We start from the raw sequence: 18940 nt of genomic DNA, 5'->3' as shown, positions 1-18940 counted from the left end.
GCCCCCGCAAACATCAGCCGTTCGAAGCCAGCAGCTGGTTGGTCTTCGTCTCGGCGGTCTTGAGCAGCTCGTCGATGTTGGCGTTGGGGTTGGTCAGGACCCCCGACATCGCGCTGTCGAGCACCGCGTAGATGGCCTGCGCGTTGGCCGGCTCACCCTTGATCGGAACCGGGGTGGCCTCGAAGAGCGCGAAGTTCTCGCTCGGCACGTTCTGGTTGGCCTTGCGGGCCTCGAGCTCCTGCTTCTGCGCGTCGCTGCCGGTGGTGAACAGCAGCGGCTGGGGCAGGCCCACCGGCTGGTTCTGCGGCTTGGCCCGGGCGTAGTCGAACTGGCCCTTGCCGGGGGTCAGCTTCTCGAACGCGATCCACTTCAGGCCGGCCTTGACCTGCTCCGGAGTGAGGTCCTTGCGGAAGAAGTAGCCTTCACCGCCGCCGAGCGTGCCCTTGGCGGCACCGTCCTGGCCGGGCATCGGGGCCATCGCCCACTCGTCGTACTTGCCCTGGAACTGCTGAACGATCGCGGTGGTGGCGTCGGGCGCGCCGATGAACATGCCGACCTTGCCGGCCGCGGCGTTGGTCAGCAGGTCGGCCCACTGCAGGAGCTGACGGCTGCCCATGCTGTTGTCGCCGTACCGCATGTCCTTGAGGTTCTGCAGGACCTGCTTGCCCTGGGCGTTGTTGAAGTCGGCCTTCTTGTTGTCGGCCGCGAGGATCTGACCGCCCTGCGAGTAGAGCTCGGCGGTGAAGTGCCAGCCACCGGTGTTGCCGGCGCTGTACTCCGAGAAGCCCGAGACGCCCCCGCCCAGCGCGGCGATCTTCTTGGCCGCGGTGCGCACCTCGGCCCAGGTCTTGGGCGGGCTGTTGACGTCCAGACCGGCCTTGGTGAAGAGGGTCTTGTTGTAGAGCAGCCCCATCGAGTAGTTCTTCGTCGGGACTGCGTAGATCTTGCTGTTGTCGGTGAACACCGACTTCAGCGCCGGGTCGATGCTGTCCCAGCCGGCGACGTTGTCCTTGGTCGCGTACTGGGTGATGTCCATCGCCTGGCCGGAGTCGAGCACCTGCTGCAGGTCGGTCATGTAGCCGTAGAAGACGTCGGTCATCGTGCCGCCGGTGAGGCGGGCGGTGAAGTCCGGCGGGTTGTTGCACTGCTGGCCGACGCTGACGCTCTTGATCGTGATGTCGGGGTTGGCCTTCTCGAACGCCGCGACGTCGTCGTTCCAGTTCTTCAGCAGGTCCTTCTGGGAACCGTCGGGCTGGCAGTCGACCGTGATGACGGTCTTGCCGGCGGCGTTCTTGCCGGAGCCGTCGTCGCCCTTGGTGGAACAGGCGGTGAGGCTGAATCCCAGGCCGGCCACGAGCGCCAGCGTCGCAACCTTCCGGTACTGCGGTACGGACATCGGTCCATCCCTTCTTATGTCTGACCTCGGTGAGCTGCGCGTTCGCCACTGACGGCAATCGGTGTGACCTGGGTCTCGCCGTCGTGTTTCGTGGAGGTGACGATACAAAGTCAAACGGTTACCCGCAAGAAGCCGACTGGAAGAAGAAAAAACTCGACTTACGTACCGCACAAAAAGGGCGAGCCCGCAGGCTCGCCCTCAATGCGGAGTATCAGCTGGTCAGCTCGGTGCCGGCCCGGTCGAGCCGCGCACCACCAGCTCCGGCTCGAACAGCAACTCGTCCGGCTGCACACCGCTGCCCTCGATCTGGTTGACCAGCAGATCGACGGCCGCCTGTCCCATCATCTCGATCGGCTGACGCACCGTGGTGAGCGGCGGATCGGTGCAGGTCATCAGCGCGGAGTCGTCGAAGCCGACGATCGAGACGTCGCTCGGCACGTCCCGGCCGAGCCGCCGGGCCGCCCGGATCGAGCCGAGCGCGAGCACGTCGCTCGCGCAGATCATGCCGGTGACGCCGCGCTCGATCAGCCGGCCGGCGGCGAGGCGGGCGCTCTCCATCGAGAAGTTGGTGCGCTCCACCAGCCAGTCGTCGCCCGCGATCTTGCTGAGCGCGGCCAGCTTCCGGCGGGACGGCACGTGGTCCTCCGGGCCCATCACCATGCCCACGCGCTGGTGGCCGAGGGACTTCAGATGCCCGTACGCCTGCTCGACGGCCACCGCGTCGTCCGTCGAGATGTGCGGGAACCCGAGGTCGTCGACCCCGGCGTTGACCATCACGACAGGCATCCGGCGATCGGTGAGCGCACGGTAGTGGCTGTGCTCGGCGTCGGCCAGCGCGTACGAGCCGCCGGCGAAGACGACGCCGGAGACCTGATGATCGAGCAGCATCTCGATGTAGTCACGCTCCGGCACCCCGCCGATCGTGCGGGCCGCGAGCAACGGCGTGAACCCCCGCTGCGCCAGCGACGCGGTCACCACCTCGGCCAGCGCCGGGAAGATCGGGTTCTGCAACTCGGGCAGGACGAGACCGACGAGCCGGCCCCGCTCGCCGCGCAGTTTCGTCGGTCGCTCGTATCCGAGGACATCGAGCGCGGTCAGCACCGACGCCCGGGTCGCCGCACTGACGCCGCTGCGCCCGTTGAGCACCCGGCTGACGGTCGCCTCGCTGACGCCCGCTTTCTTCGCCACCTCGGCAAGACGTTTGGTCACTGCGGAATCCTACGTCAGCTCCTTGCAAAATTCGAACTTCTTCTTGCGGTCCGGCTGGATTATGCCGGTTGTACTTGCAGCCGGGTTTCATGGCCCGGCCGGTGCGCCGCTGACAGAATCGAGGGCATGTCGCGACGAACCAAGGTGGCCACCGCCTGCCCGTGCGGGCATCAGGGCATGGCGTACGACGAATGCTGCGCACCCGCCCACCGCGGACACGCGCCCGCCACCGCCGAGGCGCTCATGCGGTCGCGTTACTCGGCGTTCGCGCTCGACCAGGACGCGTACGTGCTGAGCTCCTGGCACCCGGACACCCGGCCGGCCTTCGTCGAACCCGACTCCCACCTGCGCTGGGTCGGTCTCGACATCCTCGAGTCGACAGGCGGCGGCATGTTCGACGCCGAGGGCGTGGTCGAGTTCCGGGCCCACTACCGAGACCACGGCAAGCGTGGCGACATGGTCGAGCGCAGCCGTTTCGTCAGGCACGACGGTCAGTGGGTGTACTGGGGTCCGATCCTTACCGACGGCTCCCTCGCCAACGTCTGACGGGTGTGATCTGCTTCAGGGCATGGCCGGTGACCAACGACCCCTCGAAGACGGCATAGTCCGGGACTTCAAGGTCAATCTCTCGTACGGGAAATATCTGCACCTGGACGAGATCCTCGACGCCCAGCACCCGGTGAGCGTGCCCGAGCACCACGACGAGCTGCTGTTCATCCTCCAGCACCAGACCTCCGAGCTGTGGCTCAAACTGGTGCTGCACGAACTGCGCGCGGTCCAGCGCCAGCTCGCCGCCGATGAGCTGCGGCCGGCCCTCAAGGGCCTCGCCCGGGTCAAGCACATCCAGCGCACGCTCACCGAGCAGTGGTCGGTGCTGGCCACCCTGACCCCGAGCGAGTACGCGGAGTTCCGCAGCTTCCTCGGCACCTCGTCGGGCTTCCAGTCCTACCAGTACCGCGCGGTCGAGTTCCGGCTCGGCAACAAGGACAAGCGGATGCTGCGGATCTTCGACGACGAGCCGGCCGCCCGCGCGCTGCTCGTCGAGGCCCTCGAGGCGCCCAGCGTCTACGACGAGTTCCTGCGTTACCTCCACCGGCACGGCTACGACGTGCCGATCGAGCTGGTGCGACGCGACGTGACCGCGCCCTACCGGTTCAACGAGGAGCTGGTCGCGGTGTTCGTGGAGATCTACTCCGACCCGGAGAAGCACTGGGGCGCCTACGAGGCGTGCGAGGAACTCGTCGACCTGGAGGAGAACTTCCAGCTCTGGCGCTTCCGGCACCTCAAGACGGTGGAGCGAACGATCGGCTTCAAGCGCGGCAGCGGCGGCTCGAGCGGGGTCAACTTCCTCAAAGCGGCCCTCGACCTGACATTCTTCCCCGAGCTGTACGCCGTGCGCACCGAGATCGGAGCCCCGAGTTGATCAACCTGCTCGCCCGAGCCGACGCCCTCGACACGGCCGACCCACTGGCCGGCTACCGCGATCAGTTCCTCGCCCCGGACGAGTTCGACGTCGTGTCCTACCTCGACGGCAACTCGCTCGGCCGGCCGTTGATCGCGACCGCCGCGCTGATGGGGACCTTCATCCGGGAGCAGTGGGGCGGCCGGCTCATCCGCGGCTGGACGGACAGCTGGATGGAGTGGCCCCTCCAACTCGGTGACCGACTCGGATCAGTGGCCCTCGGTGCCGGCCCAGGCCAGGTCGCGATCGCCGACTCGACCACGGTGCTGCTCTACAAGCTGGCCCGGGCCGCGCTCGCCGGCTCCCCCGGCCGCAAGCGCGTCCTGCTCGACACCGACAACTTCCCCACCGACCGGTACGTCCTCGAGGGCATCGCCGCTGAGCAGGGCCTCGAACTGGTCTGGATCACCGTCGACCCGGCCGCCGGCATCCACCCCGCACAGGTCGCCGACGCGATCGACGAGCACACCGCCCTGGTCCTGTTCAGCCACGTGGCCTACCGCTCCGGGTGGCTCGCCGACGTCGCGGAGATCAACCGGATCGCCCACGAGGCCGGCGCGCTGACCATGTGGGACCTCAGCCACTCGGTCGGCTCGGTGCCGATCCACCTCGACGACTGGGGTGTCGACCTGGCCGTCGGGTGCACGTACAAGTATTTGAACGGCGGACCCGGCGCGCCCGCGTTCGCGTACCTCAGGAGGGGTTTGCAGGAGGTCCTGCGGCAGCCGATCCAGGGTTGGATGGGCCACCGGGCGTCGTTCGAGATGGGCGCCGGCTACGAGCCCGCGCCCGGCAGCCGGGCCCTGCTCAGCGGCACCCCGCCGATCCTCGCGATGGTGCCGCTGCACGCCAACCTGGACATGCTCGCGGCGGCCGGCATCGAGGCGGTGCGAGCGAAGTCGCTGCTGCTCACCGGTTACACGCTCGACCTGGCCGACGAACTGCTCGCGCCGTTCGGCGTCGAGGTCGCCGGCCCGCGGGCGCCCGAGCGCCGCGGTGGTCACGTCACGCTGCGCAAACCCGGCTTCCAAGCGTTGCTGGAGCCGCTGTGGGCGGCCGGCGTGATCCCCGACTACCGCCGCCCGGACGGCCTGCGGATCGGCCCGGCCCCGCTGTCGACCAGCTTCGGCGAGGTCTACCGCGGCCTGTCGGCCCTGCGCGACCTGCTCGAGAAATGACCTCCTACGTCCAGGCCGCCACCCTGTGGTGGGACGGTCGGCTGCGCACCGGCGTGGCCCTGCGCCTCGACCCGGGCGGCGCCGCCACCCCGGTCACCGAGGTGCCGGCGGCGGAGCCGGTCCGCACTCTGCCCGGCACCCTGCTGCCCGGCCTCGTCGACGCCCACGTGCACGCGGGCCTGGTCGACCTGGCCATGGTCCGGGCCGGTGGCATAGCCGGCGTGTGGGATCTCGGCTCCGACCCCGCCGAGATCGCGGCACTGGCCGCCGCCAAGGACCGAGGCCTCCCCCGCATCACCTACGCCGGTCCGTTTCTGATCGCCCCCGGCGGCTATCCGAGCGACCGTGCCTGGGCGCCGCCCGGCAGCTGGCGTGAGATCGACTCCGCCGCCCAGGCCACCGAGGCGGTCGACGAGGCGTTCGCCGGCGGCGCCACCCTGATCAAGGTGACCGCGCACACCGGCGGCCCCCAGTTACGCCTGTTCACGATGACCGCGGTCGTCGAGGCCGCACACGACCGCGGCCTGGCCGTGGTCGTGCATGCCGAAGGCCCCGGCACCGTCGCGGTCGCCTACGAGGCCGGCGCCGACGTGCTCGCCCACACGCCGTGGACCGAGCCGCTGGACCGCGCCCTGGTGCAGGCGTGCGCCGAACGAATGCGCTGGATCAGCACGCTCGACATCCACGGGTGGGGCGAGCGGACCCCGGAATCGGCCACCGCCGTCGCCAACCTGCGGCGCTTCCTGGAGTACGGCGGCCAGGTGCGCTACGGAACCGACCTCGGCAACGGCCCGCTGATCCCGGGCGTGAACCCGCGCGAGATCCGCGCCCTGCAGCAGGCGGGCCTGACCCCGAACGACATCCTGCACTCGATGACCGGCCCCGACGTGACCTGGATCCCGGCCGGCCTCGACCTGGACCCGGCCCGTTTCGCCGACGTCCTGGCCACCGCCCGGGTCCTCGACGACACCGTCCGCCCCCGCCCCGCCTAGCACCTCCGGCCGGCCATGCGGCCACCACGTCGTCCGGACCCCAGACCACCTCACCGGCGCAGGAGAGCCAGCTCAGCTCGCCGGCCGATGAACAGGCGCCCGCCCAGAGCCCGTGAGGTAGATGCCATCTACCTGGATTCAATCCACCTCGACGGAGGAGAAGCTCGCCGCCGGCGTAGAAAGGGGGGATGGGAATGATCGTTATTTCGGGGGCCACCGGGCGCCTCGGCGGCCGGGTTGCCCAACGGATCGGTGGGCGGCCCCGACTCCTCGTGCGGGACGCGTCCCGGGCCCCGCAGGGCGCCGACGTCGCGGTCGCCGACTATGCCGACGGGGAAAGCGTGCGTCGCGCCCTCGACGGGGCCGAGACCGTGCTCATGGTGTCGGGGGCGGAGACCCCCGACCGGGTGGCGCAGCATCGCAGCTTCGTCGACGCGGCCAAGGCGGCCGGGGTCGGGCACCTGGTCTACACGTCGTTCGCCGGCGCGGCACCCGATGCCACCTTCACGCTCGCCCGCGACCACTGGCACACCGAGAAGCACATCCGGGACCGCGGGATCGACTACACCTTCCTGCGGGACAACCTCTACGCCGACTTCCTGCCGTTCCTGGTCGGCGAGGACGGGGTCATCCGCGGGCCGGCGGGCGACGGGCGGGCGGCCGTCGTCGCGCAGGACGACATCGCCGACGCGATCGTGGCGGTGCTGCGGGAGCCGGCCGGGCACGCCGGGAAGACGTACGAGATGACCGGGCCGGAAGCGATCAGCCTGGCCGAAGCCGCCGCGATCGTCGGGGAGGCGACCGGCAAGCCGGTGCGCTACCACGACGAGAGCCTTGCCGAGGCGTACGCCTCCCGGGAGCACTACCAGGCGCCCAAGTGGCAGGTCGACGCGTGGGTCAGCACCTACACCGCGATCGCGGCCGGGGAGCTGGCGCACGTCTCCAGCGATGTGGAGACGCTCATCGGCCGCCCGGCCACGTCGCTCCGGGAGTTGCTCTCAAGCGGCGACCGGGCGTAGGCCCAGGCTGTCGATCGCGTACATCTTCGCTTCGGCCAGGTCGAAGTACATCCCGGCGAGGGCCAGCTCGCCGGCCTCCTCGGCGTCCCGCACCACGGGATAGGTGCGCAGGTTGGCGAGCTGGCGGGTGACGTTCGCGGTGATGCACGCCAGCTCGTCGGTCGACCCGGTGAAGTCGGTGGCCGACCCGGTCAGCCAGCGGCCCAGGTCGCCGGTGTTGCCGCCGGCCATCATCGCGCGTACGGCGCCGCAGCCCGAGTGGCCGCACACCGTGATCGTCCGGACGCCCAGAACCGTCACGGCGTACTCGATGGCGGCTCCGACCGACGAGTCGGAGCCGCCCTGCGGTGGCACCACGTTGCCGATGTTGCGCACGCAGAACAGGTCGCCCGGGCCGCTGGTGGTGATCAGGTTGGGCACCAGGCGGGAGTCGGCGCAGGTGATGAAGAGCTGCTCCGGCTGCTGACCGTCGCGGGCCAGGTCGGCGAGGTGCGGCCGGACGAGCGGGGCGACGCTGCGTTCGAACTCGTGGATCCCGGCCTCCATCGCGTCCCGCCGCTGCCGGTCCAGGTCCTGCCACTGCGACCACGAACCGAACCGCCGCGGCGTGCTCTTCCCGGCGCCGAGGCGCCCGCCCGTCGCGCGCGCGAACCAACCGTCGTGGGTCTCTCGCACGTCGACCGATCCGCCGCTCTTGAGGTACGCCTCCCGCCAGTCCTCGATCACCTGGAACGCGCCGTGGTCGAGGTAGTCGAGGTGCAGCTCGACGGTGACGTGCTCCCCCGGCGGCAGCGTGGCCAGCGACCGCGCGAGCCGGCCGGAACCGACGAACGCGAGCGTGCCGGTGATCGTCACGGTCCAGGCCGGCGAGACGCGGATGTCACAGCGCGCCAGCCGCCACAGCATGAGCAGCACGGCGCAGGCGAGCCCGGCGGCCACCCCGGTGAGCAGGTCGGTGGCGACCACCCCGACCGCCGTGACCAGATAGGTGGGCAGTTCGCGGTGCCGGGCGTAGGTGCGGATCTGGGCCAGGCTGATCAGCCGCAACCCGACCACGACGAGCACCGCGGCCAGCACCGCGAGCGGAATGGCCTCGAGCAGGGCGGCCCCGAGCAGCACCACCACGACGATCCAGACACCGTGCAGGACGGCCGAGGCGCGGGTGCGGGCGCCCGCTGCCACGTTGGCCGAGCTGCGCACGATCACGCCGGTCACGGGCAGGCCACCGAGCAGGCCGGAGACCGTGTTGGCGGCGCCCTGAGCGACCAGTTCCCGGTTGAGGTCGGCGCGGGGGCCGTCGTGCAGGCGGTCCACGGCCACCGCGGACAGCAGCGACTCGACGCTCGCGACCAGGGCGATGGTGGCGACCGCGACGCCGATCTCCCACAGCGGGGCGTCCGGCCAGGCGGGCCGGATCAGGGCGGACAGGGGCTCGTCGGGCAGGTCGACGCGTTCCACGTCAGCTCCGGTGACGGTGGCCACCACGGTCACCGCGACCACGGCGACAAGCGCCGCCGGGACCATGGCCAGGCGTTTCATCCGGGGCCACAGCAGGAGTACGGCGATGGTCGCGGCCCCCAGCGCCATCGAGACACCATGGTGGCCCACGACCTGGGTGGGCAGATCCCGCAGGTTCTGCCAGGCGGAACTCTGCGCGTCGCCGCCGAGCAACACGTGCACCTGACTGAGCGCGATGACCAGGCCGATCCCGGCCAGCATGCCGTGCACCACCGCGGGCGACAGGGCGAGCGCGGCCCGGCCGAGACGGGAAACGCCAAGCACGATCTGGACCAGGCCCGCGACCGCCACGATCGCCGCCGTACCGGCCAGGCCGAACGTGGCGATGGTGCCCGCCACGATCACGGTCAGGCCCGCCGCCGGCCCGCTGACCTGCAACGGAGCCCCACTGAACGCACCGGCCACCAGGCCACCCACGACCGCCGCTATCAGCCCGGAGAGCAACGGCGCCCCGGACGCCGCCGCGATCCCGAGCGATAATGGGATCGCGATCAGGAACACCACGATCGACGCCGGAACATCATGCCGTAGAACCCTCATGACGGACATGTCCGAAAAGTAACGGAAGCCCGCCCGGCCACCGGCCCGACTCGTGGTTCCTCAGCCAAGCCACAGCAAACTCCCGCCCGCCACCCAGCCAGGCCCTCGCGCGTCCCACCTCCGGGGGCGGCACACGCCGAGCCGGCGCAGACCCCGCCCTCCCCCTTCGCGCGGCACGCAGCGCCTCCCCGCGCCAGCACCCGCCGGGCCTGGCCCGTAACCCCGCCCAGCCCGCCGCCCGGCCAGCCCGCCGCCTAGGTCGCAGCTCCCGCGGAAAAGGGTCACCACGACCGGCGAGCGTTGCAAAGGGGCAAAGAGGCAAAGAGGCCGAAAAGGCTAGCTCTTCCAGAGATCCTGGTTGGCCTCGTACATCTCGCGGAGGATGGCGGGGACGTCGTAGGTCAGTTTCCAGTCCGGGTAGTGCTCCTCGAAACGGGTAGTGCTGCTGATCCACCACTGGTGATCGCCGACCCGGTTCTGGTCGACGTAGTCGGTGCGCGCCTCGATGCCGGTGATCTCCTCGGCGATCTTGAAGGCCTCGATGTGGGAGCAGTTGGAGAAGCGGCCGCCGCCCATGTTGTAGACCTCGGCGACTCGCGGAGCCCGGTAAAACGCCTCGAACGCTGACACCAAGTCATGCGAGTGGATGGCATCTCTGACCATTTTGCCCTTGTAGCCGTAAATGTGATAAACCCGCCGCTCCATCACGCAGCGCATCACGTACGCCAGGAAGCCGTGCAGTTCGGCGGCGGAGTGGCCGGGGCCGGTGAGGGTGCCGCCGCGGAAGACCGAGGTGGGCATGGCGAAGTAGCGGCCGTACTCCTGGACCATGACGTCGGCGGCGACCTTGCTGGCGCCGAAGACGGAGTGCAGGCTCTGGTCGATCGACATGGTCTCGTCGATGCCGCCGTACCACTTGTGGTCCTCGGGCAGCTCCCAGCGGGTCTCCTGCTCGATCAGCGGCAGCGAGTTGGGCAGGTCGCCGTAGACCTTGTTGGTGGAGGTGAAGATGAACGGGACGTCGGGGCAGTTCTGCCGGACGGCCTCGAGCATGTTGAGGGTGCCGACGGCGTTGACGTCGAAGTCGGTGAACGGTTCCTTGGCGGCCCAGTCGTGTGACGGCTGGGCGGCGCAGTGGATGACCAGCGCCACGCTCTTGCCGAGGCCGGCGAACAACTTCTGCAGGCCGTCGCGGTCGCGGATGTCGATGTTGTGGTGGGTGTAACGGTCCCCCACCTCCTTCGTCAGCCGGTCCAGGTTCCACTTGGTGGAGCCGTCCTTGCCGAAGAAGTAGCCACGCATGTCGTTGTCGACACCGACGACGTCCATGCCGAGCCCGGCGAAGTGCCGCACCGACTCGGAGCCGATCAGGCCGGCCGAACCGGTGACCACGACCACACTGCCGCTCATCAAGACCTCCGCACGTGCTGGGTCGGGAACGGGGCCGAGGTTACAGGGTGTTGCCGAAGGCCCCGGTTGGCGGGCGGGTGTGTTGGCGACGTCATGAATGGTCCACGCGTGAAATGGGCACGTCATGTGTTCGGCACATCCGATGGCGAGGCTCCGGGCAGAGGGACAGCCATCAACACGAACTAGGCGGTCTACATGACGGAGTCACTCCCGGTCGCGGCGGGCACCACCGCCGCGCCCCCGGACCTCACGCTCGGTGTCGAGGAGGAGCTGCACGTCGTCGACCTGGCCACCCGCGAGCTCGTACCGCGCGCGCCGGAGATTCTCGCCCGGCTCGACCCGGACCACTTCTCGGCCGAGCTGCACCGCTCGGTGGTGGAGACGAACACGCCGGTGGCCGCGACGCTCGACGATCTGCGGGACGGGATCGTCGGGCGGCGGCGGACCGCGATCACGGTCGCCGAGTCGATGGGGCTCGGCCTGGCCGCCACCGGCACCGTTCCGCTCGTCGACCTGGAGTCACTCCCGGTGACGCCCACGTCGCGTTACCGCCGGATGCTCGACGACTATCAGCTACTCGCCCGGGAGCAGCTGATCTGTGGCGCTCAGGTGCACGTCGGCATCCCGGACCGGGACGAGGCGGTCGCGGTGGCGCAGCGGGTGATGCCGATTCTGCCGGTGCTGCTCGCCGTGTCGGCCAGCTCGCCGTACTGGATGGGTGAGGACTCCGGTTACGCGAGTGTGCGGTCGCTGGTCTGGATGCGCTGGCCGACCGCCGGCGACCCGGGCGTGCTGCATTCGGCCGCCGAGCACGACGCCCTGGTCGCCGACCTGATCGCGTCGGGCACGATCACCGACCCCAAGATGGTCTATTTCGACGTCCGCCCGTCGGCCCATGTGCCGACGGTGGAGCTGCGGGTCACCGACTCGTCGCCGGACGTGGACACGGTCGTACTCATCGCCGGTCTTTTCCGCGCTCTTGCCCTGCGCGCCCGCGAGGAGCATCGAGCCGGTCGGCCGCTGCCGGTCAGCCGACCGCCGCTGCACCGGGCCGCGATGTGGCGGGCCGCCCGGTCCGGGCTCGAGGGTGAGCTGCTCGACCTGCCCCGCTCCCCCTCGCCGATCCCGGCCGCGGCGGCGGTGGAGGCGCTGGTCGGCGAGCTCCGGCCGCAGCTCGAGGAGCTGGGTGACTGGGATCAGGTCTTCGACCTGTCGGTGCGGGCGCTCAGCCGGGGCAGCTCGGCCGCCCGCCAGCGCCGGGCGATGTCGCGGCGGGGCCGGATCTCCGACGTGGTCGATCTGGTCGTGGCGGACACGCGCGGCGGGGCGACCGGCATCGGGCCGGTCGGCCAGGTGGTGCCGGCGGGCCTTTTCCCGTACGCGGTGGAGGGCGACGAAGCCTTCCCGGACGGCGAGGTCGCCCCCGCGTACACCGGCGTCCTGAATGTTCTGACCGCTCTCGGCTCGGCCGGTCTGCGGCGGCGCGAGGACACCAAGGATGACGAGCAACGCGCCCGGGGTGTCACGTTCAGCGTTGCCGGTGAGGCCGCGACCAGGCTGTTCCCGTTCGACCTGGTGCCGCGCGTGGTGCCCGCCGAGGACTGGCGCAAGCTCGGCGCGGGGCTGGTGCAGCGGGTGCGGGCACTCGATCGGTTCGTCAATGACGTGTACGGCGAACGCGCGGCCGTCCACGACGGAATCATCCCGGAATGGGTCATCGACGGTTCGCCCGAGCTGCGGCCGAGCGGCGCCCTGATCGCGCACCAGGGGGTGCGGGCCCAGGTGGCCGGCGTCGACCTGGTGCGGGACGTGGACGGTCAGTGGTGCGTGCTGGAGGACAACCTGCGGGTGCCGTCGGGTATCGCGTACGCCATGCAGAACCGCCGCCTCGCCGCGAGCGTCCTGCCGGAGCTGCCGCAACCGACCGGCCTGATCTCCGTCGAGGAGACGCCGGCGCTGCTGCTGCGCGCCCTGCGCGAGTCGGCCCGCCCGGCCGCCGGCGGAGACCCGAACGTGGTCGTGCTCAGCACCGGCCCGGACGACTCGGCCTGGTTCGAGCACCGGATGCTCGCCGAGGAGATGGGCGTGCCGGTCATCCGCAGCACCGAGCTGTTCGTCGACGACACCGTCGTCTACCGGCTGCGCGACGGCAAGCGTTACCGGGTCGACGTGATCTACCTCCGGATGGACGAGGACACGCTGATGCACGCGCCCGGCGCGGACGGCATGCCGCTCGGGCCGAGCCTGGTGGCCGCGTTGCACGCGGACACCATCGTGCTGGCCAACGCGATGGGCAACGGCATCGGCGACGACAAGGCGGTGTACGCCTACGTGCCCCGGCTGATCGAGTACTACCTGGGTGAGAAGCCGCTGCTGGCCGACGTGCCGACCTATCTGTGCGGGCTGCCCGACCAGCTCGCGGTCGTCCTGGACCGCCTGGACGAGCTGGTCTGCAAGCCGGTCGACGGGTACGGCGGGGACCGCATCCTGATCGGCCCGCACGCCTCGGCCGAGGAGATCGCCGCGGTGCGCAAGCAGATCCGGACGGCGCCGCACCGCTGGGTCGCCCAGGAGTTGGTGCGGCTGTCGACCGCGCCGGTCTTCGACGGGAGCCAGCTCACACCCCGGCACGTCGACCTGCGCGCCTTCGTCTTCACCGGTACCGGCTCGCCGTCGGTGGTGGCACCGGCCGCCCTCACCCGGGTCGCGCCGGCCGGAAGCATGATTGTCAACTCGTCGCGGGGCGGCGGTTCCAAGGACACCTGGTTGTTGTCGTGAAGTTGGGGAGGACGCATGTGCGGGATCGCCGGTGAGCTCCGGTTCGACGGGAACGCAGCGGATGAGGAGGCCGTCCGGCGGATGTTGCCCAGCATGGAGTCGCGCGGGCCGGACGGCTCCGGACTCTGGTCCTCGGGGCCGGTCGCGCTGGGTCATCGCCGCCTGAAGATCATCGATCTGTCGGACGCCGGCGCACAGCCGATGATCGACCCGGAGCTCGGCCTGACGCTGGTCTTCAACGGTTGCATCTACAACTATCAGGAGCTGCGACGTGAGCTCGAGGGGGCCGGTTACCGGTTCTTCTCGACGTCCGACACCGAAGTGATCATCAAGGCGTTCCACCGGTGGGGCGCCGACTGCGTCAAGCGCTTCCTCGGCATGTTCGCGTTCGCGATCGTGTCGCACGCCACCGGCGAGGTGACGATCGCCCGGGACCGGCTCGGCATCAAGCCGCTCTACTACTCCGCCACCGGCGGGCGGGTGCGCTTCGCGTCGACACTGCCGGCCCTGCTCGCCGCCGGTGACGTGGACACCTCCATCGACCGGGTGGCCCTTCAGCACTACATGACGTTCCACTCGGTCGTGCCGGCCCCGCACACCATCGTCAACGGGATCCGGAAGCTGTCCCCGGCGACGGTCCGGGTCTATCAGCGGGACGGCCGGTTCACCGACACCGTGTACTGGGAGGCGTCGTTCACCCGGCATCTCTCGTTGTCGCGGGCGGAGTGGGCGGCGGCACTGCACGAGAAGCTGCGGGTGGCGGTGGAACGGCGGATGGTCGCCGACGTGCCGGTCGGGGTGCTGCTGTCCGGCGGGATCGACTCCAGCTATATCGTGGCGCTGCTGGCCGAGCAGGGGCAGCGTGGGCTGACCACGTTCAGCATCGGGTTCGAGGCGGCGGGCGGCGAGAGCGGTGACGAGTTCGCCTACTCCGACATCGTCGCGAAGCAGTTCGACACCGTGCACCACCAGATCCGGATCGGCAAGGATCGTTTCCTGCCGGCGGTCGACCGCACCGTCGCGGCGATGAGCGAGCCGATGGTCAGTCACGACTGCATCGCGTTCAACCTGCTCAGTGAAGATGTGTCGAAGTCGGTTAAAGTCGTACAATCAGGGCAGGGGGCGGATGAGATCCTGGCGGGCTACAGCTGGTATCCGCCACTCGCCGACGTGCCGCTGTCCGGGGCGGTCGACGCGTACGCCGCCGAGTTCTTCGACCGGCCGCATGCGCAACTCGCGCAACAGCTCAGCCCCGACTGGCTGATGGCGAGCGACGTCAGTCGCGAGTTCGTCGCGGCGAGCTTCGGCCGGCCCGGCGCCGACACCGCCGTCGACGCCGCGCTCCGCCTGGACTCGCAGGTGATGCTCGTCGACGACCCGGTCAAGCGGGTCGACAACATGACCATGGCGTGGGGGCTCGAGGCGCGCGTGCCGTTCCTCGACCACGAACTCGTCGAGCTGGCCGCGGCCTGCCCGCCCGACCTGAAGCTCGCCAACGGCGGCAAAGGAGTGCTCAAGGAGGCGGCCCGCGGCGTCGTTCCCGATGAGGTGATCGACCGGACGAAGGGCTACTTCCCGGTACCTGGCATCCGGCACCTCGAAGGACCGATGCTCGACAAGGTGCGGGACGCGCTTTTCGCACCGGCGGCGCGGGCGCGGGGCCTGTTCCGCCCGGAGTACGTCGATCGGCTGCTCGCCGATCCCAACACGCCGCGTACGACACTCGGCGCGAACCAGCTGTGGCAGCTCGCCCTGCTGGAGATGTGGTTGCAGGACAAGGGGATTTGAGAGGGCCAGTGGATTCGAGAGGGCCAGTGGACGCCAGCGTACTGCCGACGAGCTGGGCGGAAAGTCTACCGACGGAGGCGGGTGGCAGCTTCTCACCCGCGCTCTCGCCGGACGGTGGACATTGCGCCTATGTGTCCGACCGCGGGGGCCGGCCGCAGGTGTGGGTGCAGCAGGTCGGCACCGGAATGGCGTTCCGGGTGGACACCGGAGACGCCCCGGTCGCCCAGGTGCTGTGGTCGACCGGCGGCGGGTGGCTCGCCTGCCTGTCCGCCCCCGGCGGCGGACCCCGCCACGAGGTGTGGCTGGTCCGGCCGGACGGCTCCGGCCTGCACCAGGTGGCCGGCTTCGGCACTGACGCCGCCGACAACATGCGGTGGCTGCCCGGCCGGTCCCAGCTGGTCGTCACCGAGAACCTGACCACCGCCCTGCTCATCGAGCCGGCGTCGGGCACCCGCACCGTCGTCGGCACCGGTGAGCTGATCACCCTGCTCGACTTCTTCGACGGCACGGCACTGCTCCGAATGGGCCCCCGGGGCTCCCGCCACGTCGTCGAACGCTCCCTCGCCACCGGCACCGACCGGTTCGTCGCGATCGGCGAGCAGGCCGTCTTCGGCCCGGACGGGATCATCATGCGCTCCGAGGTCGACGAGTTGCCCCGGCTCGTCACCACCGGCCGCCTGCTCGCCGCCTCCGACCGGGCCGAGGTGGAATCGTTCGCCCTCGCGCCCGACGGCTCCCGCGTGGCCGTGCTCTGGAACGTCTGGGGCGGCACCTCCTCCATCGAGGTGATCTCGCTCAGCGACGAGGGCCGCGAGACGGTGCCGATGCCCGGACTGGTCGCCGCCGACCTCACCTGGAGCGCCGACGGACGGACCCTCGGCTTCGCCGCGGAAAAGCCGGGACAGCCCAGCGGCATCTGGGTCTACGCCGACGGGGCCGTGCAACCGGTGTCGGTGGCGCCGGCCGCCCCCGACGCGGTCGAGCCGACCCTCGAGTTCTACTCCGCGCACGACGAGCTGGGGCTGAGCGGATGGCTCTTCCGCCCGGCCGGCGACGGCCCGTTCCCGACCGTCCTCTGGTTCCACGGCGGGCCCGAGGACCAGGAGCGGCCCCGGCACGGCCCCCTGTTCCAGGCCCTGGTCGCGCGCGGGATCGCGGTGTTCGCCCCGAACGTACGCGGGTCGTCGGGCTTCGGACGGTCGTTCGTCAACGCCGACAACGGCCGGCTGCGCTACGCCGGGATCGAGGACGTGCGCTCGTCCGTACGCTTCCTGGTGTTCTCCGGCGTCGCCGATCCCGCCCGCATCGGTTGCATGGGCCGGTCCTACGGCGGCTACCTCACGCTGATCGCCCTGACCTGGTTCCCCGACCTGTTCCGGGCCGGCATCGACGTGTGCGGCATGTCCGACTTCGCGACCTTCTACGAGCACACCGAGCCCTGGATCGCCGCGGCCGCCGTCTCCAAGTACGGCGACCCGAAAACCGACGCCGCCCTGCTCGCCGACCTGTCCCCGATGACCCGCATCGACGACCTGCGCGCACCCCTGATGCTGATCCACGGCGAGAACGACACCAACGTCCCGGTGATCGAATCAGCCCAGGTCGCGGCCGCCCTGTCAGCACGCGAGATCCCACACCGCTATCTGCTGTTCCCCGACGAGGGCCACCAACTGCTCAACCAGCAGTCCCGGGCCGACTACCTCCAGGAGACCATCGACTGGCTCAGCAAATATCTCTTGTAGCCCCGCGTCGGCTTCGAACCAGACCCGGGCAGGCGCCGGATCCGGTTCAAAGGGCTGATCGGCCGCGTCGGGCGCCTCACCACCATGAAGCTCGTTTACTACTGCCAGGGTTGACACCTCGCGCGTCATGGCGTTCCGATGTTCGACGAAGATATCGAGGCTTGGCGGCAAGGTCCCGTCGTCCCGGTGCTTTATCGGTGGAGATCCGGCCCGGCTGACGCCGGCACAGCTGGAGACGGTGGATCGGGTCACTGCCGAATACGGCAAGTTCTCCGCTGTCGAAATGTCCCGCAGGACTCACAGCGAACTGCCCTGGCGTGCTGCCCCGGGCCGCGCCTCCCGACTCGGCGTCTTCCTCCGCGAAGCTCAGCACCGACCTCATGAAACGGTATTACTCGCGCCAGTTGACCGACCCCGAGACTGCGGTCGCCCTTGCCACCGCCAACGCGGCTCTCGAAGGTGTGGAGTTCGACGACGAGTGGCAGGACCGACTTCGCGACGTAGCTTCGGGCCTTGTCTCCGCCGACGATCTCATCGCCGAAGAAATAGCGTTTCGTGGACGACCGGGTCGGCGCCGTCCTGTCCGAACTCGCCGAAGAGGGATACCTCGTCGGCCTCGATCGGGAGACCTTACTGTCGAGCCTCGCCCACTTCTACGGGGAGCTCAACTCGATGCACCCGTTCCATGAAGGCAATGGCCGCGCCCTGCGCGCTTTTCTGCGGCAGCTGAGCGCTGCCGCCGGCTTCCAGCTCGACTGGTCCGAACTCAGCAAGGCCGAGAACGCGCGTCCCGGAGCCGGTGGTTCGGCGCATCAACTGGCCGCGGCCCATATATAGGGTGCCGTCGATGAGGCCCGGCCGTAGGGTCGGCGGCATGCTCTGGGACGAGGAAGCCGCCGCCACGTACGACACGCCTGGCGAGGGGATGTTCGCGGCGTCGGTGGTGGATCCGGCGGTGGATCGGCTTGCCGCGCTCGCCGGGGACGGGGCGGCGCTGGAGTTCGCGGTCGGCACCGGGCGGGTGGGGATTCCGCTGGCCGCGCGCGGCGTGCCGGTCACCGGGATCGAGCTGTCCGAGGCGATGGCCGGGCGGCTGCGGGAAAAGGAGCCGTCGTTCCGGGTCGAGATCGGGGACATGGCCGCCACCCGGGTCGACGGCGAGTTCACCCTGGTCTATCTGGTCTTCAATACGATCTCCAATCTGCTCACGCAGGCCGAGCAGGTGGAGTGCTTCCGCAACGCGGCACGGCATCTGGGGCCGGGCGGGCGGTTCGTGGTCGAGCTGTTCGTGCCCGATCTGCGCGGGCTGCCGCCCGGCCGCGACGGCTCGGTGCATCGTGCCGAGGACGGATACGTGCTGGTCCACACGTACGACGTACTGAATCAAGGTCTTGTCTCGCACCACTTCTGGTTCGACGGGTTGCGGCAGGCGAGGCTGTTCCGGTCGCCGCACCGTTACGTCTGGCCGGCCGAGCTCGACCTGATGGCCCAGCTGGCCGGGTTCGAGCTGGAGTCCCGGCACGCCGACTGGGCCGGCGCCCCGTTCACCGCGGATTCGCCCGCACACGTCTCCACCTACCGCCTGCCGCCGGCCGCGACGCCGTGACGCGGGCGGCCCGTCAGAGGTTGAGGCCGCCCGAGACCTCGATGTCCTGGGCGGTGACCCAGCCACCCTCGTCGCCCAGCAACGTGGCGATGACCTTGCCGATGTCGTCGGGCTCGCCCAGCCGGCCGAGCGCGGTCTCCGCCGCCAGGCCGGGGATCACCTCGGGGTAGAGCTCGAACGCGTTGCCGCCGATGCGGGTGCGGGTCGAGCCGGGCGAGACCGAATTGGCCCGGATGCCGCGCGGGCTGAGCTCCTCGGCCAGGTAACGGGTGAGCGTCACCAGGCCACCCTTCATCGGGCGG

General features: G+C 70.0%; 15 protein-coding genes. 10 read left to right on the top strand and 5 right to left on the bottom strand.

The genetic code is table 11. From position 1 onward, the window contains the following. Positions 1–13 precede the first annotated feature (13 nt). Positions 14–1396, bottom strand: coding sequence for an ABC transporter substrate-binding protein (locus Afe05nite_RS26035; RefSeq protein ID WP_203819835.1), 1383 nt, complete (start codon positions 1394–1396; stop codon positions 14–16). 219 nt (positions 1397–1615) lie between these two features. Next, positions 1616–2605, bottom strand: coding sequence for a LacI family DNA-binding transcriptional regulator (locus Afe05nite_RS26030; RefSeq protein WP_203819834.1), 990 nt, complete (start codon positions 2603–2605; stop codon positions 1616–1618). Between the two features lie 126 nt (positions 2606–2731). Between Afe05nite_RS26030 and Afe05nite_RS26025 the strand changes: the two genes are divergently transcribed. The 5 genes from Afe05nite_RS26025 (at position 2732) to Afe05nite_RS26005 (ending at position 7256) form a co-directional block, all read left to right on the top strand. After that, positions 2732–3151, top strand: coding sequence for a YchJ family protein (locus Afe05nite_RS26025; protein WP_203819833.1), 420 nt, complete (start codon positions 2732–2734; stop codon positions 3149–3151). 22 nt (positions 3152–3173) lie between these two features. Continuing rightward, positions 3174–4028: a tryptophan 2,3-dioxygenase gene (gene kynA, locus Afe05nite_RS26020; protein WP_203819832.1), complete on the top strand. Its 855-nt coding sequence runs from the start codon at positions 3174–3176 to the stop codon at positions 4026–4028. Next, positions 4025–5245 (top strand): kynureninase, encoded by a 1221-nt coding sequence (gene kynU / locus Afe05nite_RS26015; protein WP_239118197.1) that lies wholly within the window; start codon positions 4025–4027, stop codon positions 5243–5245. Before kynA ends, kynU begins: the two co-directional genes overlap by 4 nt. Next, entirely contained in the window at positions 5242–6237 is a 996-nt protein-coding gene (locus tag Afe05nite_RS26010) for an amidohydrolase family protein (protein ID WP_203819831.1), read from the top strand. The genes kynU and Afe05nite_RS26010 overlap by 4 nt, the downstream gene beginning before the upstream one ends. Before the next feature lie 194 nt (positions 6238–6431). Beyond that, complete coding sequence (locus tag Afe05nite_RS26005; protein WP_239118196.1) at positions 6432–7256, top strand: SDR family oxidoreductase; 825 nt, start codon at positions 6432–6434, stop codon at positions 7254–7256. Here Afe05nite_RS26005 and Afe05nite_RS26000 read toward each other — a convergent pair. Both Afe05nite_RS26000 and Afe05nite_RS25995 read right to left on the bottom strand, forming a co-directional pair. Further along, entirely contained in the window at positions 7236–9323 is a 2088-nt protein-coding gene (locus Afe05nite_RS26000; protein ID WP_203819829.1) for a bifunctional SulP family inorganic anion transporter/carbonic anhydrase, read from the bottom strand. The two genes, Afe05nite_RS26005 and Afe05nite_RS26000, sit on opposite strands and share 21 nt — an antisense overlap. A 327-nt stretch (positions 9324–9650) precedes the next feature. Beyond that, complete coding sequence (locus tag Afe05nite_RS25995) at positions 9651–10724, bottom strand: NAD-dependent epimerase/dehydratase family protein (RefSeq protein ID WP_203819828.1); 1074 nt, start codon at positions 10722–10724, stop codon at positions 9651–9653. A 195-nt stretch (positions 10725–10919) separates the two neighbouring features. On the opposite strand from Afe05nite_RS25995, the gene Afe05nite_RS25990 reads away from it, so the two are divergent. The 5 genes from Afe05nite_RS25990 (at position 10920) to Afe05nite_RS25970 (ending at position 18638) form a co-directional block, all read left to right on the top strand. Next, the gene (locus tag Afe05nite_RS25990) at positions 10920–13502 is read left to right on the top strand and encodes a carboxylate--amine ligase/circularly permuted type 2 ATP-grasp protein (protein ID WP_203819827.1); all 2583 of its coding nucleotides are present in this window, start codon (positions 10920–10922) and stop codon (positions 13500–13502) included. A gap of 15 nt (positions 13503–13517) precedes the next feature. Continuing rightward, entirely contained in the window at positions 13518–15290 is a 1773-nt protein-coding gene (locus tag Afe05nite_RS25985; RefSeq protein ID WP_203819826.1) for an N-acetylglutaminylglutamine amidotransferase, read from the top strand. Between the two features lie 131 nt (positions 15291–15421). Beyond that, positions 15422–17032, top strand: coding sequence for a S9 family peptidase (locus Afe05nite_RS25980; protein ID WP_239118195.1), 1611 nt, complete (start codon positions 15422–15424; stop codon positions 17030–17032). Positions 17033–17587: 555 nt separating this feature from the next. Continuing rightward, entirely contained in the window at positions 17588–17869 is a 282-nt protein-coding gene (locus Afe05nite_RS25975) for a Fic family protein (RefSeq protein ID WP_203819824.1), read from the top strand. A 37-nt stretch (positions 17870–17906) separates the two neighbouring features. Further along, positions 17907–18638 (top strand): class I SAM-dependent DNA methyltransferase, encoded by a 732-nt coding sequence (locus Afe05nite_RS25970; RefSeq protein WP_203819823.1) that lies wholly within the window; start codon positions 17907–17909, stop codon positions 18636–18638. A gap of 13 nt (positions 18639–18651) precedes the next feature. Here the strand turns inward: Afe05nite_RS25970 and Afe05nite_RS25965 are convergent, their stop codons facing one another. Continuing rightward, positions 18652–18933 carry an SDR family oxidoreductase gene (locus Afe05nite_RS25965; RefSeq protein WP_275407510.1) on the bottom strand — a complete coding sequence of 94 codons (282 nt, stop codon included), beginning with the start codon at positions 18931–18933 and terminating at the stop codon, positions 18652–18654. Positions 18934–18940 lie beyond the last annotated feature (7 nt).

Origin of the sequence: Paractinoplanes ferrugineus, from assembly GCF_016862195.1 — a bacterium.
In the GTDB taxonomy this organism is placed as follows: domain Bacteria; phylum Actinomycetota; class Actinomycetes; order Mycobacteriales; family Micromonosporaceae; genus Actinoplanes; species Actinoplanes ferrugineus.
Note: the sequence above shows the minus strand (reverse complement) of the source record. Positions and strands in the feature narration are given on the sequence as shown.

Bases quoted from the DNA above. Each gene is read 5' to 3' on its own strand.
- Afe05nite_RS25985 (WP_203819826.1), top strand. From the start codon at position 13,518: ATGTGCGGGATCGCCGGTGAGCTCCGGTTCGACGGGAACGCAGCGGAT.
- Afe05nite_RS26010 (WP_203819831.1), top strand. From the start codon at position 5,242: ATGACCTCCTACGTCCAGGCCGCCACCCTGTGGTGGGACGGTCGGCTG.
- Afe05nite_RS26035 (WP_203819835.1), bottom strand. From the start codon at position 1,396: ATGTCCGTACCGCAGTACCGGAAGGTTGCGACGCTGGCGCTCGTGGCC.
- Afe05nite_RS26000 (WP_203819829.1), bottom strand. From the start codon at position 9,323: ATGTCCGTCATGAGGGTTCTACGGCATGATGTTCCGGCGTCGATCGTG.
- Afe05nite_RS25970 (WP_203819823.1), top strand. From the start codon at position 17,907: ATGCTCTGGGACGAGGAAGCCGCCGCCACGTACGACACGCCTGGCGAG.
- Afe05nite_RS25990 (WP_203819827.1), top strand. From the start codon at position 10,920: ATGACGGAGTCACTCCCGGTCGCGGCGGGCACCACCGCCGCGCCCCCG.
- kynA (WP_203819832.1), top strand. From the start codon at position 3,174: ATGGCCGGTGACCAACGACCCCTCGAAGACGGCATAGTCCGGGACTTC.
- Afe05nite_RS26005 (WP_239118196.1), top strand. From the start codon at position 6,432: ATGATCGTTATTTCGGGGGCCACCGGGCGCCTCGGCGGCCGGGTTGCC.
- Afe05nite_RS26025 (WP_203819833.1), top strand. From the start codon at position 2,732: ATGTCGCGACGAACCAAGGTGGCCACCGCCTGCCCGTGCGGGCATCAG.
- Afe05nite_RS25995 (WP_203819828.1), bottom strand. From the start codon at position 10,724: ATGAGCGGCAGTGTGGTCGTGGTCACCGGTTCGGCCGGCCTGATCGGC.
- Afe05nite_RS25965 (WP_275407510.1), bottom strand. From the start codon at position 18,933: ATGAAGGGTGGCCTGGTGACGCTCACCCGTTACCTGGCCGAGGAGCTC.